The sequence below is a fragment of the Treponema sp. OMZ 788 genome (assembly GCF_024181245.1).
Classification (GTDB): Bacteria; Spirochaetota; Spirochaetia; order Treponematales; family Treponemataceae; genus Treponema_B.
Window position 1 is genome coordinate 513,870 of the sequence record NZ_CP051199.1, and the last position, 22,849, is coordinate 536,718.

Sequence of the window (22,849 nt, forward strand, 5' to 3'; positions counted from 1 at the left end):
TTCTATTCTAACCTTTTATTTGTTTCTTGACAATAGCTGCTATCGGATGTTGACTTTTTTGCCTGCATTTTTTAGAATGGAAAAGCGTTCGATCGCCGGGGGTGTTTATATGAAGAATATTACGATAGAAATTTGTGCGGGTTCTTTTGAGGATGCGGTGATGGCAGAAAAGGCAGGAGCTTCAAGGATTGAGCTTAACTCTTCTCTTTTTTTGGGAGGTTTGACTCCTTCTTTAGGAACCCTAAGGCTGGTTAAAAAAGAAACCGGTTTAAAGGTTATGACTATGGTAAGACCCAGAGCTGCCGGCTTTTTTTACTCTTCTTACGAGTATAAAACAATGATTGAAGATGCAAAACTTTTTATGGATAACGGAGCCGACGGGCTGGTGTTCGGCTTTTTAAAAAAGGACGGAACCATCGATGCAAAGAGATGTGAAGCTCTTATAAAGATTGCAGGAAGCAGGGACAAGGTTTTTCATCGAGCAATAGATGTAGTTCCTGAGCCCTTAAAGGCCTTGGACGAGCTTATTTCTTTAGGCTTTACCAGGGTGTTAACCAGCGGGCAAGAACCTACAGCCTATGAGGGGGCCGGCCTGATTGCCGAAATGGTAAAAAGAGCTAAGGGCCGAATCGAGATTTTGCCCGGCGGCGGAATTACCGAAAAAAATGCAGCAAAGCTAATCAAGCTGACAGGTGTAGATCAAATTCACTTTGCTGCCCTTAAAAGGCGTGTAGAGCCGTCTACCAAGGCAAATCCTTCAATCTATTACGGAGGAGCCCTATATCCGCCTGAGGACAGCATCGAAGTTGCCGGCCTAGACGAGATGATAGGGATAATAAAAAGCTTGTAGTAAAAAATAAAAGTTTTTTCAAATTTTACTAATTATTCAACTTAGAGCCATATAATTAAATGAAGGCAGGAAGGAATTCCTGCAAAGTATTTAATTTATGGAAGGAGTTCTTATGAATGATGAAAAAACTATTTTAAATCCCAAGACCGATTGGGTATTTAAGCTGATGTTTTCCAAAGGAGAAGAAGGAAACAAGGCCCTCATAAGCTTTCTTAACGCCTTTTTGGAAGATTCCTACGGTAAAATCACAAAGGCCGACATCCTTAATACCGAGCTCATCAGGGATAGGTCGGCAGGAGAAACTTACCGCCTTGATTTTTTGATTAAGACCGATACAGGTCTTATTGTAGACCTTGAAATGCAGCAGTTTTGGAAGACCAACTATCCCAGGCGAAATCAAATGTACCTTATGCGAATGGCCTCCCGCTTTTTAAAAACTGAGCCGAAAGAAGATGACTTTTTGTATGCAATAAGCATATCGGTTTTCGGCTGTGATGTTCCTAAAAATGCAGAACTTGTCAGAATGCCTGAGGGTTCCGTAATTCAATATCTTTATGTTGAATTAAACGAGCTAATAGTTTATACTATGAAAAAGAGCTTGGAAGATTATAGCTTAAAAGACTTTTGGATAAGATTTTTGGCCAACTATGAAGAAGACAAAAAAAGCGGAATGTTGGAAGAATTATGCAGATTAGAGGAGGGTATAAAAATGGCAGAAGCAACACTCTTTAGGGTAACGGATGAAGAGAGGCGAATGGCAATAGAGCTCTCTAACGAAAAATACGAGATGTATGTCGAATGTGAACGGAATGAAGCTAGAAGACAGGGCTTGGCGGAAGGACGTGCAGAAGGAAGAAATCTAGGCTTAGCCGAAGGCAGGGAGGAGGGCCGGGCGGAAGGTATGGCGGAGGGGTCATATCAAGCAAAGTTGGAAACAGCAGCATATTTTAAACGGCTTGGAATTGATATCGATAAAATAGTTGAGGGAACCGGCTTAAGTCGCGAAAAAATAGAAAGTCTTTAGTTCTAAGGTTTTTATATCAAACTCTTGCCCCTCTTGAAGCCTAAGTCTCTTTGTGATACAATGAGACACTATACTTTAGGAGCAAGAGTATGAGATGGAAAAATAAAAAAATTCCCGAGGGAGAGTTCATGGAGATGCGAGAAGAGATTCTCCAAACTTGGCCTACGGGAAAGGATGTTGACTTAAAAGAGTCTATCGATTATCTAAAGAAGATCCCGCCTGAAAAAAACTTTGCAATCAAACTTGAACAAGCCGATAAAGAAGGCATTACGACGGCACAGCCTCGTGCCGGTGTTCCTCTTTTGGATGAACACATTAACCTATTAAAGTTTTTACAGGATGAGGGCGGTGCCGACTTTTTACCCAGCACCATTGATGCTTATACGCGTCAAAATAGGTATGAAGAGGGTGAGGCCGGTATTGAGGCTTCAAAGAAGGCTGGCCGTTCTCTTATGAACGGTTTTCCTGTGGTAAACTGGGGGGTCGGCCCCTGCCGCCAAGTTTTGGAAGCCGTAAACCTTCCCTTACAGGCAAGACACGGAACTCCCGATGCCCGTCTTCTTTCAGAGATTATTCATGCCGGAGGCTACACCTCCAATGAGGGAGGCGGAATAAGCTACAACGTTCCTTATGCAAAGGCCGTTTCAATCGAACACAGTATTATGTGCTGGCAATATGCCGACCGCCTTGTAGGTTTCTATGAAGAAAACGGAGTTCACCTAAACAGGGAACCCTTCGGCCCTCTTACAGGAACCCTCGTTCCTCCCTCAGTTGCCATTGCAGTAGGCGTTATCGAAGCCTTGCTTGCAGCAGAGCAGGGTGTAAAGAGCATCACTGTAGGCTACGGTATGTGCGGAAACATGACGCAGGACGTTGCTGCCGTAATTTCTTTAAGAGAAATTACCAAGGACTATATGAAAAAATTCGGCTACAAGGATATGTGCATCACCACCGTTTTCCATCAATGGATGGGAGGCTTCCCCGCCGATGAGTCCAGGGCCTACGGCCTTATTTCTTTGGGTAGCACAACAGCTGCCCTTTCAGGAGCTACAAAGGTAATCGTTAAAACCCCGCATGAAGCCTTCGGTATTCCTACCAAGGAAGCCAATGCAGGAGGTATCAAGGCTACCAAAATGGTACTAAACCTTTTGAAGGGCCAGCGTTATCCCGATTCGAAGATTCTCGCTCAAGAAATTGAGCTTATCAAGGCAGAAACAAAGTGTATTATGGACAGGGTCTATGAGATAGGACACGGAGACCTGGTTGAAGGCACAATCAAGGCCTTTGAAGCCGGTGTAATAGACATTCCCTTTGCCCCTTCCCAGTACAATGCCGGAAAGGTAATGCCTGCCCGTGACAATGACGGATGTATCCGCTACCTCATGCCGGGAAATCTGCCCTTTACAAAGGATATTCTTGACTTTAACAGGAGTAAACTTGAAGAGAGGGCTAAGGCCGACAACAGAGCTGTCGATTTCCAAATGTCTGTTGATGATGTTTATGCCGTAAGTTCAGGTGTTTTGGTCGGAAGACCCGCTAAACACTAAAATTATAGAAATTAGGAGTTGGATAAACATTCCGGCTTGAAATACAAGCCTCAATGTTTATCTTCGAGTTTGCCTTTCAGGCAAACGTCGCATTGTTTATATGTAGTTTTGCATAAAGCAAAACTACTTGAAAAAACTTTTTTCGCAAATTGATATTTGCTGCAAAAAGTTTTTATAGGAGTATAAAGATGAAAATTGTTGATGTTGTTTGCGCAGAAGGAAAAACAGGATTCTATTTTGATGATCAAAAGGCTATCAAGATGGGTGCAGGTCATGACGGATTTTTCTATACCGGAAAACCTGTAACCGAGGGCTTTACCTCAATCAGACAGGCTGGTGAAGCTATTTCCGTTATGTTCGTTCTTGAAGACGGTCAGGTTGCATACGGCGACTGTGCCGCTGTGCAGTATTCCGGAGCAGGCGGACGAGATCCCCTCTTTTTGGCAAAGGACTTTATTCCCGTAATCGAAAAGGACATAAAGCCCCTCTTTGTAGGAAAAGAAATTACAAACTTTAGAGAAATGGCCAAAACCTTCGAAGAACACAAGGTAAACGGAAAGAGAATGCACACGGCTCTCCGCTACGGTATTTCTCAAGCCATTCTTGATGCAGTTGCAAAGGCCCGCCACATAACGATGGCCGAGGTTGTTGTAGACGAATACAAGACCGGCTGTCAAATAAAGAGAATACCGATCTTCACCCAGTCCGGTGATGACCGCTACTTAAACGCCGATAAGATGATTATCAAGCAGGCTGAAGTTCTTCCCCACGGTCTATTTAACAATGTTGAAGAAAAAACCGGCAAAAACGGCGAAAAACTTTTGGAATATGTTAAGTGGCTTAAAAACAGAGTCGAAACCATGAGAACTTGCAAGGACTACAATCCTATCTTCCACATCGATGTATACGGCACAATCGGAGACTTTACAAATAACGATGTTCCCAAGATGACTGCCTATCTTAAAACCTTGGAAGAAGCTGCCGCTCCTTTTAAACTTAGAATCGAAGGCCCCATGGATATGGGCGACAGAGAAAAGCAGATGCAGGTGCTTGCAGCTCTTACAAAGAGCCTTGACGATAACGGCGTAAAGGTAGAGCTTGTTGCCGATGAATGGTGCAACACCCTCGAAGACATTCAGTACTTTGCAGATAACCGCGCAGGCCACATGATTCAGATTAAGACCCCAGACCTCGGAGGAATTAACAACACAATCGAAGCCATCCTTTACTGCAAGGAAAAGGGAGTAGGCGCCTACTGCGGAGGTACATGTAACGAAACCAACCGCTCAGCCGAAGTTATCGTAAACTGCTCTGTTGCAGCCGGTGCTGCCCAGCAGCTTGCAAAACCCGGTATGGGTGTTGACGAAGGCTACATGATCATCAATAACGAGATGAATCGAATCGTTGCCTTAGCCAATAGGAAATAAGTTGTTTAGGAGTTTCGATAAACAGTTCGGCACAACTGCCTCGCTGTTTATCGGTATTGTATGTAGTTGTGCATTCTGCAAAATTACTCGAAAAAACTTTTTTTAGGAGTAGGTTATGAAAAAGTTTAAGAAAATTTTCTTTTTGCTGACCCTGCTTTTGGCAGCCGGCACCATGGTTTTTGCAGGGGGCGCAAAAGAAGCAAGCCTTCCCTCGATTGATTTAACGATGGACAGGGCAGGAGCCCCTATTGTTTTACCTGCAAAGGTTGAAAAAATCGTTTCGATGGCTCCGTCTACCACCGAAATCCTTATAGATTTAGGTGCCGCCGATAAGATTATCGCAGCCGATACTAACACTCAAAAAGATAAATTATTAAAGCAGGATATTCCATACTTTGATATGATGAAGCCTGATGCCGAAAAACTCATCGCCTTAAAGCCGGATGTTGTTTTTATTTCGGGTATGTCAAATGCAAAGGGAAACACCCCTTTTTCTCCTCTAATTGATGCAGGCATCTGCGTTATCAACATTCCCTCATCTTCAAGTATTGAAGCCATCTATCTTGACATTGCATACATAGCTGCCGTAGTAAAACAAGAAAAAAACGGAGCAAAAATTATTGCAGACATGAAGAATGAAATCGAAGCTGTCCGAAAGAAGGGTGCTTCTATTGCCGAAGGCAAAAAGAAGAAGGTCTATTTTGAAATAGGAGCCGCTCCTTATATGTACAGTTTGGGAACAGGAACCTTTATCCATGAGATGATCGAAATTATCGGGGCTCAAAATATCCTTGCCGATCAAAAAAAGCTGGGCCGCTGTTTCTGATGAGATGGTTTTGGCAAAGGATCCCGATGTAATTCTAACCAATGTAAACTATATACCTAACCCCATTGATGAAATAATGGCGAGGTCAGGCTGGGCTTCTCTTAAAGCCGTAAAGGGTAAACAGGTTTTTGCTGTTGACAATAATTCCTCTTCAAGACCCAACCACAATATTATCAAGGCCTTAAAGGAAATGGCTAAGGCCGTCTATCCTGAAATCTATAAATAATGAAACTTCAATTCAAGCTTGCAGGCTCAATTACAGCCTGCATCCTTGTTTTAATCTTAGGGGTTGGAATAGGCTCGGTCTTTGTTCCGCCCCAAGATATAATTAAAATCATCCTTTTTAAAATAGCTCAAAAAGAAATTGCCGGTATTCAAGAAACCTTTATCGCTATTGTTTGGAATGTAAGGCTCCCAAGAGTTTTGGTCGCTTTTTTGGCAGGAGGAGCATTGGCAGTAAGCGGGGCAGTCATGCAAAGCATCTTAAAAAACCCCTTGGCTTCTTCTTACACCATGGGTGTTTCATCGGGGGCTGCCCTCGGAGCCGCTCTGGTAATTTTGACGGGGTTCTATCTCCCTCTAATACCCGCTTTTACCCTTCCGCTTGCAGGAACTATTGCAGGCCTCCTTACAGTCTACGCTTCGGTTAAATTTGCAGCCTTGGTTGATAAGAATTTTGAAAACTCGACGATTATCTTAGCCGGTATAGTTTTTTCTCTTTTTATAAACGGAATTATAACCGTCATAATAGCCCTTAACAGGGACGGAATGGCACGACTCATATTTTGGCAGATGGGGAGCTTTGCAAGCCAAAACATAAAAAACTTTAATGTGCTTCTGCCTATCTGTGCGGGATGCACCTTGATTCTTACCTTTCTTTCGCACGAGATGGATCTGCTTACCTTCGGAGAGGAACAAGCTAGAACCATGGGAGTCAATACAAAAAATATAAAATGGACTCTTTTGTTTTCGGCTTCCGCCCTTACAGGAGCTGTAATTTCCTTTGTAGGTATAATCGGTTTTATCGATTTGATAGCTCCCCACCTTGTACGAAAATTCTTCGGGGCAAGGCATAAGATAGTTATACCCATGTCCTTTTGCATAGGAGGCACATCCATGGTGCTCTGCGACATGATTGCGCGAACGATTTTGTCTCCCCAAGAGCTTCCCGTCGGAGCAATTACCGCCATCGCAGGTGCCCCGTTTTTTTGCTATGTCTACTTTAAAGGCCGGAGGAGGGCTTAACTCTTATGGATCATCCCATAATAGAAGCAAAATCGGTTTATGCAGGATATTCAAAAACTGCCGTTTTAAAGGAAATCTCTTTTTCGGTTTTGTGTGGAGAAAGTCTTTGCATTTTAGGCTCCAACGGCTGCGGAAAAACGACTCTCTTAAAAAAGCCTTGCAGGTCTTATAGATTATTCGGGCGAAATTCTTTTAGACGGTAAAAATCTAAAAGATATAAAGCATAAGGATATAGCCAAAAAAATCGCTCTTTTAAGCCAAGTCTCTTCAATATACTTTTCATATTCCGTTTACGATACGGTTATGATGGGACGCTATGCCCGCCTTGAAAACTCATCCTTCCGTTCTTTTTCAAAAAATGACAGGGCCTATGTAGAAAAATGTTTGAGGGCTGTAGATGTTTGGAGCTTACGAGAAAAGAAAATAGATGAACTTTCAGGCGGTCAGCTTCAGCGGGTCTATCTTGCCCGAACCCTTGCCCAAGAGCCCGAGATTATTCTTTTGGATGAGCCTACAAATCATCTGGACTTAAAAAATCAAACCGAGCTGATTTATCTTTTAAAAGATATTTGCAAAACGGAAAACAAGACCGTAATCGGAGTCTTTCACGATATCAACCTGGCCCTTCAATTTGCCGATAAGCTCCTTTTTTTGAAGGACGGAAAGATAGCCTCATTCGGAAAAAAAGAAGATATTTTAACCGGAGAGATTTTACAATCAGTTTACGGAATGGATGTAGCCGGCTGGATGAGAGAATCTTTTAATTTATGGCTTACAGCTTTTTAGCTTACAGGCAAACGATTATCGGAAATTTGAAGTTAAATTCTTTTTTTATTTGCGGCTATTTGCTTTGTTGCTGTGTGGAAAAATGTACAAAAATATGCTATACTGGAACTCGGGAGGTATGATATGTTTTTTGCAGATTATGAAACCCACAAAAAAGAACAAATTTCTCAGTCAATTCTTTGGGAGTATGATACAAAAGCTCCCGATTGGGATTGGAATATAATGGCAAAAACTGTTGTCGCCCGCGTCTTGGAATACGGCAGACCGGAGGATTATTATGCCATGTTTCAACTTTACGGCGGTTTTGAAAAGGTAAAAAATATTGTTGTACAAATTCCGTACCTTCCCCCAAAAGAATTGAACTGGTCTTGTTTGCTTTTTGATTTAAAAAAGGAAGATTTTTTATGCTGCAAAAGAACACTGTCGAGAAAACTGCATTTGAATTATTAAGAACACTCAGTATATTAATTTCTATATTGTTTTTTTTTGTATTTTATAATATACTAAGAGCCTAAAACATAAATAATTTGGAGGCAAAAATGAACCCATTACAAAACACCGAACCTAAAGAAGTATTTAAATGGTTCTACGAGATCTCTCAGATACCGAGAGGTTCAGGAAATGAAAGAGCTATCAGCGATTTTCTTGTAAAATTTGCAAAAGATAGAAATCTTGAAGTACATCAAGACAAGGCTATGAATGTTATCATAAAGAAGAGCGGAACTGCCGGATATGAAAAATCTCCGGCGGTTATTATTCAGGGACACATGGACATGGTCTGCGAAAAAGAGGCTTCTTCAAACCACGACTTTTTAAAAGACCCGATTAAATTCGTTGTAAAAGACGGAATGCTCTATGCCGATAAGACAACCCTCGGCGGCGACGACGGTATAGCCGTAGCCTACGCTCTTACCGTTCTCGATTCAAAAGATATTCCCCATCCGCCTCTTGAAGTCTTAATTACGACCGAAGAAGAAACCGGAATGGGCGGTGCAATGGCCCTTACCGATGAACATCTGCAAGGAAGCCGGCTTTTAAATATCGATTCCGAGGAAGAAGGCGTATTTTTGGTAAGCTGTGCAGGCGGAGCCAATATACATGTGTTCTTCGATATAAAGAAAGAAGCTGCAAAGGGAAAATTCTTAAAAGTTACCGTCGGCGGTCTTCTTGGAGGGCATTCAGGTATCGAAATAAACAAGCAGAGGGCAAACTCAATCAAGCTCTTGGGCCGTGTTTTATACAATATCAAGCAAAACGAAAAAATTAACATTGTCGAAATTTCAGGCGGTTCAAAGCATAATGCGATTGCAAAGGATGCCTATGCAGTAATAGCCGTTGAAAATGCTGATGCCGTTTTAAAGATTGTCGAAAAAATGGCTGCCGATTTTAAGGGCGAGTACAGGGCTGTCGATAAGCTTTTAAGTCTTACCGCAGCAGAGGCTCAAAATCCGTTAGGCCAAATGTTTACAAAAGAACTTACGCACAACATTATTGAGTTTATGGCAGGTATTCCTAACGGTGTTCAATACATGAGCATGGAAATCCCCGGTCTTGTCCAAACAAGTTTAAATAACGGTGTTTTGGAAGAAATTGACGGAAGAATCAAATTTACAACCTCTGTACGAAGCAGCGTAAAGAGTGCCCTTGACGAAATTGTAGATGTTCTTAGAATCCAAGCAGAACGCTGCGGAGCCGAGTTCAAAAAGGCTTCGGAATATCCCGCTTGGGAGTACAGCCCCGATTCGCCCGTACGGGATGCTGCGGTTAATGTTTACAAAAAACTTAACGGAAAAGAACCCGTTATTACGGCAATACACGCAGGGCTTGAATGCGGCCTTTTAAAGAAGACCCTCCCCACTGTCGATGCTGTCAGCTTTGGTCCCAACCTGTATGATGTACATACGCCGAATGAACACATGGACATCGCCTCGGTAGAACGAGTATGGAAGTTCTTATTAGCATATCTTGCCGAATTAAAGAACTAGAAAATAAGGCGTAGAAATTGAGGTTCGATTTACCGGCCTTATTAAAAACTAAAAAGGGGCATGAAGTCATGCCCCTTATGGGAGTTGTGCTTTGAACCGCCTAAGAGCGGATACTCACATCTCCCTCCTAATTTAATTGTAGCACACTTATTGTATTTGTCAAGTGAAATATATAAAAAAAACGCATTTGTTTTAAACAAATGCGTTTTTTGTTGATTCTAGGTTAAAAACTTATTTTTTAGCCTTAACTTCTTTAGCTGCTGTCTTTACCCTTTCTTTGGGTGCACCAAGGGGAATAAAGGCCTGGATTCTGAAGTCGTTTACATTTATTAACCATGAACCACCAGGACCTCCTTCCATAAAGAAGTCAAGGTGGGCTCCGCCTTCAAAGGGGATGGTAAAGCCGAAATAGTGCTTTTCGTGGAAAGTAAATGCAGAAGAGGCTATAGTACCTTTCGAAGTATAAGTAGTACCCGGGTAATCTGTATTGTTTACATTTGTATCAGGAAGAGATGAGCCGTCTCCTAGAGTAACTTTTGTCGTTTCTACATTGTTTCGTTTATGATTGTTGGTTGTGTTTCTGGTTATTGTAACCTCGTATTTTGCACTTAGGTCTGCTCCCAATAAAAAGCCTATCTTCCAATTTTCGGGTAATACCTTTAAGCCCATGGGTGCTTTGATTTCGGTGCTGAGAGTTGTGGTATTTTGATAAAAACCTGTTTTATCTGCTTTGGTATATGACAGGCTCTTAACATCACCAGCTCCCGATGCTTTTGAATTGGAGTAGTTGGCTTTTATCTTTGTGTTATATCCTTCATATGCAGTTGATGTCATTCTGGTATCAAGCCCAAGTTTAAGGCTGGGGCTTAATTTAAATGTGAATGCTTTTTTGGGTGATGTAAAATTAAATAGGCGGCCGCCTTCTGCTTCAAGTTTAAAACCTAGCTTAGGACTTGAGGTTTCACTTGCATCTGCTTTAATCTGCTTGTCTTTATGTTCGTATTTGTAGCTGTGCTGATTATTTTTAAAATCAATACCGAGTAGGGCAGATCCGAACCACATATCGCCTTCTCTATCGTTTACAGGCATCTCTAAACCGTAAGAAGCAGTTAAGGCAACATGTGATTTAAAGCCTGTATATTTATACTCGATATTTTCATTTTTTTTATTGTTTTTGTAAGCTGCATTGTTGTCTTCTAAGTAGGCACTTAAATCAAAGTTTGCAGTATGGGCTATGGCTCCTGTTTTTAATGCCAGAGGAACTCCGATACTGAAGCGGTTTTTAAAGGCCATTGTACCTGCTTGTCCTGCTATAACATTTGGGGCTATTACAGTTCCTGAACCTGTAGCAGGATTTTTCATGTTGGTCACACCGGCAGTATTGAGGTTTGTTATGCTTTCAGTAAATGAGTTATCTGGAGTTTTATTGTCTGTATATACAGTTTTTACAAAATTTGTAGGAGTGTAGCCGGTATTATCGCTTTGCATATTAAAATAAAAACCTGTAACCATTTTTTTATCCTTGCCGATACCTATTAAAAACCTAAAGGTACTGTCGGTTTTCCCAATTAGAGGTACCCTGTTGTAGGTGGTTTTGGTTGTCGACTTTAAATCTTTATGATCATTGTCATTCCAGTCCTTTTTGAAACTTGAGCTTGGCCTGTTAGCAAGCCTTGTTCCGGCAAAGGTACCGTAATAGGACATCGGCATGGTGCCGGGGCGGTAGTAACCGAAATTAAATCCATCTCCTGCCGACAATGAACCCAAGGTGTTTAGTTTGAGAGGGTTTCCTAAGCCTCCGTAGATAAATTGCTGTCCGTATAGACCGAAATCCGCATTCGGGCTAAAAGCCTTGTCAATTTCATTTGAAAATGTCCCGGATGTTACCTCTTTTTCAAAAGAAACAGAGTCCCACAGATTACTGCTCCATGTTGTATCTGTACTCGGTGTAGTGAATTGAGCAAATAATGCTGATGCCATTGCAAGCAGCATAACCGTTAATACTAATTTTTTCATACAAATTCCTCCTGTTTTTGAATATTGTATTAATATACTATAGCTTAGCTCATAAGTATGTTCATGTCAAGAGGAAAATGATTATAAAGAGAGATTTTTACTCTTTTTTAAAAGTTTTAAAGGATGCATAAAGCAAATTAAAAAGCGTTCCCAACAATAGGATAAAGGCCCATGTTCTGGCGTGGATAAATGGATTTTTTATTGGTAAAAAAAGATCCGATAGTACTGAGCTTAAATTTGTTATCATATCCCATGAGTTCCAGCGTAAAAATCTGCCCAGATAGATGCCGAAGGCTGAAAGATAGATGATAATAATCGAAAAGATTTGCGTGAATTTTAACTTAAAAAGGATTTTAATCTTTGTTTCGATAAAGTCCAAACTTACAAAGCCGTAAAAAAGGCCGGTAAAGCTATACGAAAATAAGAGAATTAAGTCGTACCACCTCATGGAAGAGGCTGCAGTTTTTAAATGGATAAAATCCGTAACGATATAAAGGGCATTAGGGAAAAAAATAAGCCATAAGGGCAAAAAGATAATAAAAACTATTTTTTTGTTGTTTTTTGAAATGTATAGTATTGAAGAAACAAACCAAGGTATAAAGGCTAAAAATAAATTCCAAACCAAAAAAATTAAAAAGTAATTTTCGGCTATAAAAATTCTTGAAACCGATAAAAAGATACAAAAAAAAGATAAGAACATTAGGGAAAATGTACTCTTAATTTTGAAGATATTTTTAAGGTAATGGCTCATTTATTCTCCAAAGAGTTTAAGGCGGCCTTTTTTTAATTTAAAAGACCGCCTTATTTTTTTATTTTAGATTTTCATAGATCCGCATTAAATTCGTTTTCATGCGTTCAAGATAGCTCATATTATCTTCGGGGCTTTCGATTGTATAAATCTTTTCAACCTTGGCTCCAAGCTCGGCAGCAAGGGTTTTTGAAACCAGGGGGCTTGCCGCTTCTTCGGTAAAAATAACCTTCACATTGTGCTCCCTGCAATACTCGACAAGGTTTGCAAGCTCTTTCGGATTAGGCTCGTTTTCGTTAAAGATGTCGGTTACCGAATTTTGCTCCAAGCTAAAGTCTCTGCAAAGATAGCCGAAGGCTGCGTGCCCCGTTACAAAGTGTTTGTTTTTAATCTTAGAAAATTTTTCGATATATTCTTTTAAAAGGGTATCGAGGGCGGAAATATATTTGCTTGCATTTTCATTATAGCTTTTTGCATTTGCCGGATCAACCTTGCTAAGAGCATTTTCGATATTTTTAACCATGATTTTTGCCGAAGAAAGGCTGAGCCAAGTGTGGGGATCGAATTCTCCGTGATGGCAGTGATCATGCCCCTTGCCGTGTTCGTGCTCTCCTGCACAAGCTTCGCAGTCGCAGTCTTCGCCGTGTTCATCATGGTGATGATGCCCTGCTTGAATCGGTTCGATTCCTGAGCTTGCTTCAACCATAATAAGTTTTTTATTGTTGACGGCTTTTACGGCCTCTTCAAGCCAAAATTCCATGCCTAAGCCGTTATATACCAAGATATCGGCCTTTGACAAAAAGGCTAGGTCCTTTGCCTTGGGCTCAAAGTCATGGGCCTCCATCCCGGGCGGGATGATAACCGAAATATTAACATTATCTCCTGCAACAGCCTGAGTAAGCTCCTTCATAGCATCGAAGGTAACGGCAACATTTTTTTTGCCGTTATCCGGTGTTTCTTTTGCTCCCATCGCAAATAAATTTGCCGATGAAAGAACTGCAATCAATAAACATGCTTTTAAAACAGATTTCATATAAAATTTCATAAAATAAAACTCCATAGGTAATTTTTTAAGACGGAATAGAATATAATACCTTGCAGAAATTAAGTCAATAAAAAGTTTAAATCTTTATTGTTTTTTAAGGCTGAAGACCGGGAACCAAGTATTTTTCCGGGATTTTAACAGGCCGGCCGGTGCTGTCAACACAGGCCCAAGTTACCTTTGCTTCTGCACAAACCTTTCCTTCTTCATTTTTTACTACCTGCAAAAAAGTTCCCGACACCTTACCTAAATCCATATGGGTAACCTCAATGGCCAATTTATCGTAAAGTTTGGCAGAGTGCTTGTATTTGATATCTATGTGGGATACATAGAGCATATAGCCTTCTTCAATCATCCCTATATAGTCAAAGCCTATTTTTTTTAAAAACTGCATTCTGGCATATTCCAGATAGTTTAGGTAAACTGCATTGTTTACATGATTATAAGCATCAAGCTCGTAGCTTCTTACTTCAACATAAAACGTATGTGTCACAATCTTTCCTTAATATAAAAATTTTTTCTAATCGAGCCGTCCGATTTCGTTTGCTTCGTGCATTTTTTCAAGGTCGGCCATTACCTGATCGACTACGGCCTGCTTTTTGTCGATACCTGTAAGTTCCGAGTGTTCGGCCTTTACCCTTTCTCTATATTCTTCACAGTTTATGACGGGGCTTGCATCAAAAATGAGCCTATCTTTATGGATAGTATCTTCTGTCATATCTCCGGAATCGGAAATGCGCAGACAGTTTCCGTTGGTAGAAATTAAAAGCATTATATCTGACATCTTAATATAAGAGTCGATTTCTTTTACACCCTTCTTTGTTTCGGGGGTTCCTGGGCGGTATCTTGTACCCGCAGGATATACAAGAATTACCCTGCCTTCTTCTTTTGCTTTTTCGAGGGCACGCATTGAAGCGAGATTTATCATCTTGCTGCGTTTTAATTCTTCTTCCAAGAGTTTCGGGTCCTTGATTGATTTGATGGAACGGCTTGGGTATATGTAAATGCGGTCGTATGATCCTGCAAAGGCGGCAACATAGGGATTGTCTTCCCCAAGTTTTAAGCCGGCCATTGCGATACATTTTTCTGCTAGTTCAGTTCCCTTTGGGCCTGTTTTTTTCATCAAATTTATAAAAGCAGGGTAATCCATGTTGCTGTAGTGTTCTGCAAGGATAATGCCTTTTTTTCCTGTTTTTACTTCGTTTAAAAATTCTTCTAAGTGTTCAGGGTGTCTGAACTCCGAACTTTCAAGGGCGAGATCGTCTACCATCTTGTCAAGAATTTTAGCCAGATCGGAATTTCCTTTTTGAAATACATTTTCGGGTGTAACTTCATGGTTTGCACTCTTATGTTTTGTAATTTCAGGTAATTTTTCTCTAACATACTCCATTAAAGTCTGCTGCATTTTGAACCTCCGTAAAATCTTTTAAAATAAGCCGTCAAAATATTCTTTGTACTTTTGGTACGAAGCCTTATCGACGGTTAAACTTACTACAGTATACTTTGAATTTTCTTTTTTGATTACCAGTTTAATATCGTGCTTTGTGCTCTTTGTTTCAAGATCATAGACTTTGTTTATGATTTTAAATTTTTGTTTTGAGCCGGTAACTTCCGTATTTTTTGCAAGCACCTTTGAGGCCTTACCCGAAGACGAAAAGTATTTTATCAAAAAATCTGCCTCCCGGCCTTTAACATCGGGTGTCTTTTTTAAGTCGATGGTGTTGACATTTAAAAAGGCCTCATTTCCCATTAAAAAAGCATTGTCTGCTATCTGCTTCCATTGGCTGTCTAAGGAAAGTTTTATTCCGTCAACTGTTCTTTGCTCTTTTTTTGCCTTAGGGTTTAAAACGAATTTGGTCTCAAGCTGTTTAGTTTCTTCGTTGGGGGTAAACTCAAAAAAAGTTTTTTCGTCCATGGTTTTTCCCATTTCTACCAGCTCAAAGGCTTTTTTTCTTACCGGAATCTAAAATCTCTTTTACATGAAAGAGGGGTATGTAGGATTGGAATTTTACCTCGCTTTCGCCTCCGAATTGTTCTTCATTTACCGTTTTGGAGCCTGTTTTTATTACGAGGCTTTCAATCAGGTTTTGAGATTTCCACGAATAGAGTTTAGGGAGCATTCCCATAAGATAGTTTACGGCATAGGTGTAGGCCGGGTCCGTGTTGATGCCCGAAATATTGTTTTGGCCTGTGATTACGAAGTCCCCATCCAAAATTTCTCCGCTAAAAAGAACCTTTGCAAAGATTTTTCCGTTCGAGGTGTACAAGAAGCTGCCTATTTCGTTATCGTTGTAATATAAAAAGCCTGCCCAAGCCGGTTCCTTCCATGAAAGGTCGCGGTAGATAACATAATCCCCCGATTCCGTACCCTCCCATGCGGGCTTTTCCTCAGCGGCAAGGCTAAAAGCCGCTGCCGTAAGGAGAAAAAAAACTAAAAAGCTTAAACTTAAAATCTTTTTCATCTTAAAAAGCCTCTAGCTTAATTTTGCAAGTTCTTCTTTTACGTTTTTTTCTACCAAATCCATCACCTCATCTTTATTGACCAAGCTGTTTTCGGAACTGCTTCTCAGCTTAAATTCGATATTGGGAAGATTTTTTTCGCCGACTACGAGCCTTATCGGGATGCCTATAAGGTCCATATCCTTAAATTTAACGCCGGTTCTTTCTTTTCTGTCATCCAAGAGAACTTCAATTCCTCTTTTTTTGCACTCGTCATAGAGGCGGTCGGCTTCCTTTTGCATTTCGCCCTCGTATTTTATGGGAACTATGGCAACCTGAAAGGGTGCGACGCTCATTGGCCAGATTATTCCGTCTTCATCGTGGTGTTCTTCAACGATTGAAGCCGTAAGGCGGTCAAGCCCTATGCCGTAGCAGCCCATCGAGGGATGCTGTTGTTTTCCGTTTTCGTCAAGATAGGTCATGTTCATTGACTTTGTATATTTATAGCCCAGCTTAAAGATGTGGCCGAGTTCATTGCCCTTTTTAGTGTAAAGAGGGGTGCCGCATACGGAGCACTTATCTCCTGCTCTTACCGTGCGGAGGTCAAAGACATGGGCGGGTATAAAATCCCTTGAAGGCTCCACATGGATGAGGTGTTTATCCTTTTTTAAGGCTCCGGTTACAGCATCGTGCATGAGCATAACGCTTTCATCGGCAATTACGGGAATGTTTTTTAAGCCTACGGGGCCCGCAAAGCCTACAACCGTTCCTGTAGCTTCTTCGACTTCGGCATCGCTTGCGAGGATTGCTTCCGAGGCTTTAAGGGAGGATTTTAATTTTGCTTCGTTTACCTCCAAGTCTCCCCTTATGCAGACGGCAATTAAAAGAGCTTCTTGCTCTGCGTTTTTTGCACTTTTTTTACCGTTTTCTGCATTGCCGAGCACTTCGGAATTTTCTACGCGGTAAATCAAGGTTTTTATAAAGGAAGAGCTTTCCGTTTTTAAAAAGGCTGTAAGTTCTTCTATCGTTTTTACGTTGGGTGTGTCAATTTCTTCTATACTAATTGCAGAAGCCGAACCTTGCTCCTTGTCGGGTGCGCAGGCCGCCTTTTCTTCATTTGCTGCATAACCGCACGAAGGGCAGATAAGGAGGGTGTCATCCCCTACGGAAGACTCTACCATAAACTCCTGCGAGCCGCTTCCTCCCATCGCACCGGAATCGGCTTTTACGCCTATTACGGTAAGACCGCAGCGCTTAAAAATCTTTACATAGGCTTTTTCAAAGCTGAGATAGGCTTCGTCCAAACTTTCGTCATTTGTATGGAAGGAATAAGCGTCCTTCATTGTAAATTCGCGGGTTCTCATAAGCCCGTAGCGGGGCCTGATCTCGTCGCGGTATTTTGTGTTAATCTGATAGGTTAAGACCGGATAGTTTTTGTAAGATGATAATTCGTTCTTTAAAAGAGCCGTGAAGGCTTCTTCGGCCGTGGGGCTTACTACCAACTCTTGGTTTAAGCGGTTTTTAATGCGCAAAAGTTCAGGCCCCATAGAATCCCATCTTCCCGATTCCTGCCAAATTTCGCCCGGAACGATTACGGGAGGCTTAAATTCGAGACAGCCTATTGCATCCATTTCTTCCCTGATAATTTTTTCGACCTTTCTAAAGGCCTTTAAGCCGAGGGGGAGATAGGCAAAAAGCCCGTTTGCCAAATTTCTTATCATTCCTGCCCTTAAAAGCAGCTTATGGCTTTCAACAACAGCCTCATTCGGAATCTCTCTCAATGTAGGCATATACATCTGCGTCATCTTCATAATTACTTCTCCAAAAAAGTTATTGTACCGCTTTTGCTTAAAAAAATCTATAGGCCGGATTTTTGGTATGTTTCCACTTAGCCGGTTCAATGCAGTGGTTATTGATAAAAGACAATTTTTAAAATATTAAATTACAGTTTTTCAATCTCTGTTTCAGAAAGCCCTGTCATTCTCATGATAAAATTATTATCACATTTTTCCATTTTCATGAGTTTGGCTGTTTCTAGGGCTTTATCATGAGCTCCTCTATCTCTGGCGTCCATTTCAAAGGTAGACATTAATCTGTATTCTTGTCTTGCTTGTTCATTATTTTTTATTGCCTGTATCATTTTTTCTAACCTCCTTGTAAATTCAGTCTTTGCCTTACCTGTTTTAAGGTATTCTAAAAATTCCTTTAAATCATCGTTCTCAATGTTCTCGAAAGCCTCTGCATTTATTATAACTTGTTGTGTGCCGTCTTGTAAAGTGGTATTTTTATCCTCTATGCAGATGTTTTCAAAGGTATAGATAGGCATGTTTTTGCCTACAGTGTCAAACATACAGATAAAAATTATAAAAGTATCATTTAAGTTAGTATAAGAATTGCCTTTATCCAAGAACGAAATATCGATAGCTGCCTGGTAAAATCTCATTCGCTTAGGTATATTCCTCTCATTGCTTACCTGCATTTCAACATCATAAAATTTGCCGTTTTCAGTCTGTACTAGAACATCAAGTCTTATCGACTTTGCTTGTTCATAGGTTTTAATATTATGCTGTACCGAAATATAAGAAATTTTACCTATCGAATCGAATAATATCATTTCAATAAGTCTTTTACATAAATAAGGCTCTTGCATGACCTTACAAAACATAAAATCGTCCGTAAAAGTTAAATCTTCAAATCTTTTTACCATTTGTGTTCTCCTATTAATTTTTATATTTTTCTCCCCTCATTATATTTATAGGATTTATTTGAAAAAAACGTAAATTAGAAAAAATGAACCTCTCTATGATGCGTATTGGCAAGTTTTCTCCAATCCCTAGCACAAAGTATAAAAAACTGATATACTCTGTTGCCTATCGGCCTTTATTTTGTTTAGGTAGTTAGTTAATTAATTAATATAGAAATTATCAGGAGTTTTCATGTCTATCCTTTTTTACGCAGAATCGGTTTTAAGTTTCTTATTTTCAATCTTGTTAATTATAAAAAACGGCTCAGGCCTTGCCGTATTTGCAGCGGCCTTAGGTTCGGCTTATTCTATTTGGAACGCTTTTTGTATATTTTCTTTTTTCAAAAAAAAGACTGTAAGTTCAATGCTTGTAATGCGTAAAACGATGGAATATGTGCCCTATATTTTTATGGCCTGCTTTATTATGTCCAGGGCTGTTCAAAGCGGAGAGGATAGGTCTACCCTTGATGCAGTCTTAGCCCTTTATTGGATTGTATTAGTTATTTACAACAGGATACTTTTGTTCAGATTAAAGGATAAAAGGCTGCCTAAATATTTTCCTGAATTGCCGGAAATCCTTAAAAAAAAGCGTTCTTTTATTTCAGAAATTTTGGATTGGGCGGATGCAATATTGCAGGCTGCCTGTATAGTTCTTCTTTTTAGCGTTTTTGTTTTGCAGCTCTATGTTATTCCTTCAGAATCTATGGTACAGCAGTTTATGATAGGCGATAGGGTTGCAGGTTTTAAGGCTGCTGCAGGGCCGACCTTTCCGCTTTCTTCATTCAGGTTTCCTCAAATTTATAATTATAAGAGGGGAGACGTGGTTATAATCCGGAATCCTCATTACGAAAACGATCCGAATAATGAGCTTAAATTTTTTACCTCTCAGTTGGTTCAATATCTGACTCTTACTATGGTAAACATCAACAAGGACGAAGGCGGAAGAATAAAGGCTGATCCCTTGGTAAAAAGAATTGTCGGTGTAGGCGGAGAAAAACTGATGCTTGTCGACGGGGTGCTTTACATAAAAAAAGCCGGTGAAAAGTATTTTAAGGCCTTTGATGAAAGTGCTTATGCCGTGTGGGATTTATCCAAACTTCCCCAGTCAAGTTTAAAATATGTAAAAGATGTAAAAATGAATACCGAAGACTTAAACCGTCTTCAATCGGTGGAGGCTTGGAGGGCTAGGGTAAATTTTGATGAGGCAGAAGCTGAAGCTGCGGCCTTGGTAAAAAAAATGAAAGAAATAAAGTCAAAGCCCGACAAGGTTTTTTTCGGCCAAGGACTTTTTAAACAAGGCTCAGTACCTGGTTACCCAAATGGCTCGTGATAATGAGGCAATAGCCTCAAAAATTTTGACAACGGACGGCGGTCTTACATGGTTTGAGGATTTTTTAACCTCATGGAAAAAAACAGTCAAAACAAATTCTTTCAATTTATACGAAATGAGAAATGCCCAACTCGATATTCTTATAAAACTTAGTTTTGGAAAGCTCCTTGTACGAAACGCGGAGCTTTATAAAGCCAATGTGAGCGAGGCTGCCTTTTCTTCTGATGTAGAGCGTCAAGCTATCATAAACGAGCTTGGCGAGTACCTTTACTATTTAGCACTTTCGTCTCAAAGAAACATGGATGAATTCCCCAAGGGAGAAGAAGAATACATTCCCGAAAACTGCTACTTTATGATGGGGGATAACCGCTTTAACTCCACGGACATGAGGCACGAATATCAATACCACTTGGAAGCTCTAAATAAGGATGATCCCATGTCCATGATGTTTGTAACAAATGTGGCTCCCCGCTATATTCATTCTTCGAGGATGTTAGGAACAGTAAACCTGATTCTTTTCCCCAGAGCCCGTTTCGGTTTGGTAAAGTAAGTTTAAGTAAAAAGCCGCATAATTTATGCGGCTTTTTTTCGAAGGTTCAATTTGTGCTGCTCTGTTTAAGCTTTTACCTTTAACTCTCTTGAAAGAGTCTTTTCGTCAGCCCATTCGGAACGGGCCTTGAAAACTTCGCTTTTGTCTTCGGCTCTTATTATGGAGTGAATACATACATTTTCAGAAAGGCTTGATCTGCATATCAGTTCTTCGCCGTACATTGCCGATGAAACGAAGTTTGTATCGAGGGTCTTAAGTAATTTGCCCTTACAAAAATCTGCATCCATGTAGGATAAAATCCATCTCAAGTAATTTAAATTGTTTACATGGGAATTCATGTCTATGTCCAAAAGGGTAGGCTTGAATTTTTTCTTCCGTTTCCCATTTTTCCGGTAATGTAATCTTTGCAAAGACCTTACCCTCAAGGTGCTCATCATTAAAGGCTAAATTTCCCATAGTTCTTTCATCGGGTTTTATAGGCTGTCCGGTTTCAGAATTCAATATTACCCAGCATGAGCTTGCTCTAAAAAAAGGCTTTGAGAGCCCTTTAAATTCTTCTATAGATAGCCTTTTTTCTCGTTCTTCTTCGATACTTAAATTTTCTTCAAATGCATCATCAATGGAAGCTTTTTTTCCGTTTCTTGCATAAAAGAAAGCAAAGTCTCTAAAGCAAAAAAAGCCCTTGGGCGGCTGTGCCCAAGTTTGTACTATTAAATCATCCATCCAAAGAGGGTATTCGGCAATTTCAAAATGCTGTTTTGTTATTACCCATGTCATGCCCATTTTTTGTAAGTGAGGGATGGAAAGTCCCGTCGTGCCGTAATGTCCTGCTGCCAGCTCTTGCAGCAAAATAGCAAACTCCATCGGAGTTGCCCTGCATTTTCCGTCTATGTTTCCTGTGAGAATCTTATGGCGTACAGTGAATTTATTATCTATTATCATGGAGTGATTATACCAATTTTTTTAATTTTTTTCTAGCTAAAAGCCGTGAATTTGATATAGACATATTTTATAAAATATAATATACTCAAAAGTAATAAAATTTTAGGAGGTGCGTATTTATGAGAGCTTTTTCTAAATTTGCACAAATAGTTTTTTTTGGGCTTCTTATTGTGTCGGCTGTTTTTGTTGTAAGCTGCGGCGGAAGCGGAAATGCAGTTCTTAACAAGGACAAACCCTTAGTCTTCTTTAACAGACAGCCTTCAGATCCGACAACAGGAAAAATCGATATGACTTCTATGAACTGGAATGACAAGACTTATTATGTAGGTTTTGATGCCGCAGGCGGCGGTGCAGTTCAGGGAAAACTCATTACAGATTTCCTCGCATCAGCAAATGCTTCACTCGACAGAAACGGTGACGGTATTTTAGGCTATGTTCTTTGCATCGGAGACGTAGGTCATAACGATTCAAAGGCCAGAACAGAAGGTATCAGAAAGGCCTTGGGAACTTGGGCAGGTTCTACCGACCCCGGTAAAACAAAGCAGGGTTCAGTAACAATCGCAGGTAAAACATTTGATGTTATTGAGCTTGAAGGAAAGGCCATGACAGGAACAGATGGTTCCACATGGAATGCAAATGCTGCAACAGAAGCTATGGGCGGATGGGCAACAAAATTTGCCGATCAGATTGATATGGTTGTTTCAAACAATGACGGTATGGCAATGGGCTGTTTACAGGCTTCAAACTATCCTGCCGGTGTTCCTATCTTCGGATATGATGCAAATGCAGATGCTATCGAAGCTGTAGGTAAGGGTATTCTTACAGGAACAGTTTCTCAGAACGTTGATGCTCAGGCAACAGCAACCTTACAGGTTTTGCGCAACTTGCTCGACGGTTTAAAGGGAACAGATGTATACACAAAGGGTATTACGTCTGCAGATTCTTACGGCAACAAAATTTCGGCTCCTGTTCAGTACTGGGCTGATGTAAAGGCTGTTATGGCTGCCAACTCAGGTGTTACAATGGCTAACTACAAAAACTACCTCGGCGGAACACGCGATGCCGGAATCAAGCAGACAAATGCTCCCAAAAAGAAGGTTCTTTTGACCATTTATAACTCAGGCGATAACTTCCTTTCTTCTTCATACTTGCCTGCATTAAAATACTATGCACCCCTCTTGAACATTGAATTGACAATCGTTCAGGGTGACGGACAGAACGAATCAAGCTGTTTGGATAAATTTACTAACCTTAACAACTTTGATGCTTTTGCCGTAAACATGGTTAAAACAAACTCCGGTTCAAACTACACCGACAAGTTAAAGTATTAATGAGTCTTAAATTTAAGG

17 protein-coding genes and 4 pseudogenes are annotated in these 22,849 nt (G+C 40.4%); 11 read left to right on the plus strand and 10 right to left on the minus strand.

Annotation, left to right across the window (positions count from 1 at the left end; all coding sequences use genetic code 11):
- Positions 1-109: 109 nt before the first annotated feature.
- The 9 genes and pseudogenes from E4O00_RS02380 (at position 110) to E4O00_RS02425 (ending at position 9,690) form a co-directional block, all read left to right on the plus strand.
- Entirely contained in the window at positions 110-850 is a 741-nt protein-coding gene (locus tag E4O00_RS02380; RefSeq protein ID WP_253678408.1) for a copper homeostasis protein CutC, read from the plus strand.
- 112 nt (positions 851-962) lie between these two features.
- Positions 963-1,874, plus strand: coding sequence for an Rpn family recombination-promoting nuclease/putative transposase (locus E4O00_RS02385; RefSeq protein WP_253678409.1), 912 nt, complete (start codon positions 963-965; stop codon positions 1,872-1,874).
- Positions 1,875-1,963: 89 nt separating this feature from the next.
- On the plus strand, positions 1,964-3,421 hold the full coding sequence (locus E4O00_RS02390) for a methylaspartate mutase subunit E (RefSeq protein WP_253678410.1): 1,458 nt from the start codon (positions 1,964-1,966) through the stop codon (positions 3,419-3,421).
- Positions 3,422-3,609: 188 nt separating this feature from the next.
- A complete protein-coding gene (locus E4O00_RS02395; protein ID WP_253678411.1) occupies positions 3,610-4,848 on the plus strand; it encodes a methylaspartate ammonia-lyase in 1,239 nt (412 codons plus the stop codon).
- 115 nt (positions 4,849-4,963) lie between these two features.
- Positions 4,964-5,900 (plus strand): annotated as a pseudogene (locus tag E4O00_RS02400) (ABC transporter substrate-binding protein).
- The gene (locus E4O00_RS02405) at positions 5,900-6,919 is read left to right on the plus strand and encodes a FecCD family ABC transporter permease (RefSeq protein WP_253678412.1); all 1,020 of its coding nucleotides are present in this window, start codon (positions 5,900-5,902) and stop codon (positions 6,917-6,919) included. Before E4O00_RS02400 ends, E4O00_RS02405 begins: the two are co-directional and overlap by 1 nt.
- A 5-nt stretch (positions 6,920-6,924) precedes the next feature.
- Positions 6,925-7,705 (plus strand): annotated as a pseudogene (locus tag E4O00_RS02415) (ABC transporter ATP-binding protein).
- Between the two features lie 123 nt (positions 7,706-7,828).
- The gene (locus tag E4O00_RS02420; RefSeq protein ID WP_253678414.1) at positions 7,829-8,155 is read left to right on the plus strand and encodes a DUF6922 domain-containing protein; all 327 of its coding nucleotides are present in this window, start codon (positions 7,829-7,831) and stop codon (positions 8,153-8,155) included.
- 89 nt (positions 8,156-8,244) lie between these two features.
- Positions 8,245-9,690, plus strand: a complete 1,446-nt coding sequence (locus tag E4O00_RS02425; RefSeq protein WP_253678415.1) for an aminoacyl-histidine dipeptidase — start codon at positions 8,245-8,247, stop codon at positions 9,688-9,690.
- A gap of 231 nt (positions 9,691-9,921) precedes the next feature.
- Here E4O00_RS02425 and E4O00_RS02430 read toward each other — a convergent pair whose 3' ends face one another.
- The 9 genes from E4O00_RS02430 to E4O00_RS02470 all read right to left on the minus strand — a co-directional run bounded on the left by E4O00_RS02430 (position 9,922) and on the right by E4O00_RS02470 (position 18,642).
- Complete coding sequence (locus tag E4O00_RS02430; RefSeq protein ID WP_253678416.1) at positions 9,922-11,706, minus strand: hypothetical protein; 1,785 nt, start codon at positions 11,704-11,706, stop codon at positions 9,922-9,924.
- Between the two features lie 97 nt (positions 11,707-11,803).
- Positions 11,804-12,457, minus strand: coding sequence for a DUF1361 domain-containing protein (locus tag E4O00_RS02435; RefSeq protein WP_253678417.1), 654 nt, complete (start codon positions 12,455-12,457; stop codon positions 11,804-11,806).
- Between the two features lie 58 nt (positions 12,458-12,515).
- Positions 12,516-13,487: a metal ABC transporter substrate-binding protein gene (locus E4O00_RS02440; protein WP_371922718.1), complete on the minus strand. Its 972-nt coding sequence runs from the start codon at positions 13,485-13,487 to the stop codon at positions 12,516-12,518.
- Positions 13,488-13,593: 106 nt separating this feature from the next.
- Entirely contained in the window at positions 13,594-13,989 is a 396-nt protein-coding gene (locus E4O00_RS02445; protein ID WP_253678419.1) for an acyl-CoA thioesterase, read from the minus strand.
- A 27-nt stretch (positions 13,990-14,016) separates the two neighbouring features.
- A complete protein-coding gene (locus E4O00_RS02450; RefSeq protein WP_253678420.1) occupies positions 14,017-14,901 on the minus strand; it encodes a 1-acyl-sn-glycerol-3-phosphate acyltransferase in 885 nt (294 codons plus the stop codon).
- A 21-nt stretch (positions 14,902-14,922) separates the two neighbouring features.
- Positions 14,923-15,411: a DUF7955 domain-containing protein gene (locus tag E4O00_RS02455; protein WP_253678421.1), complete on the minus strand. Its 489-nt coding sequence runs from the start codon at positions 15,409-15,411 to the stop codon at positions 14,923-14,925.
- 22 nt (positions 15,412-15,433) lie between these two features.
- Complete coding sequence (locus E4O00_RS02460; protein ID WP_253678422.1) at positions 15,434-15,958, minus strand: DUF7954 domain-containing protein; 525 nt, start codon at positions 15,956-15,958, stop codon at positions 15,434-15,436.
- 12 nt (positions 15,959-15,970) lie between these two features.
- Positions 15,971-17,746 carry a proline--tRNA ligase gene (locus E4O00_RS02465; protein WP_253678423.1) on the minus strand — a complete coding sequence of 592 codons (1,776 nt, stop codon included), beginning with the start codon at positions 17,744-17,746 and terminating at the stop codon, positions 15,971-15,973.
- 131 nt (positions 17,747-17,877) lie between these two features.
- A complete protein-coding gene (locus tag E4O00_RS02470) occupies positions 17,878-18,642 on the minus strand; it encodes an Rpn family recombination-promoting nuclease/putative transposase (RefSeq protein WP_253678424.1) in 765 nt (254 codons plus the stop codon).
- 229 nt (positions 18,643-18,871) lie between these two features.
- Between E4O00_RS02470 and E4O00_RS02475 the strand changes: the two are divergent.
- Positions 18,872-20,558, plus strand: a pseudogene (locus tag E4O00_RS02475) (S26 family signal peptidase).
- 65 nt (positions 20,559-20,623) lie between these two features.
- Here E4O00_RS02475 and E4O00_RS02490 read toward each other — a convergent pair.
- Positions 20,624-21,500 (minus strand): annotated as a pseudogene (locus E4O00_RS02490) (acyl-[acyl-carrier-protein] thioesterase).
- A 119-nt stretch (positions 21,501-21,619) separates the two neighbouring features.
- Between E4O00_RS02490 and E4O00_RS02495 the strand changes: the two are divergent.
- A complete protein-coding gene (locus tag E4O00_RS02495; RefSeq protein ID WP_253678429.1) occupies positions 21,620-22,831 on the plus strand; it encodes a substrate-binding domain-containing protein in 1,212 nt (403 codons plus the stop codon).
- The last annotated feature ends 18 nt before the right edge of the window (positions 22,832-22,849 follow it).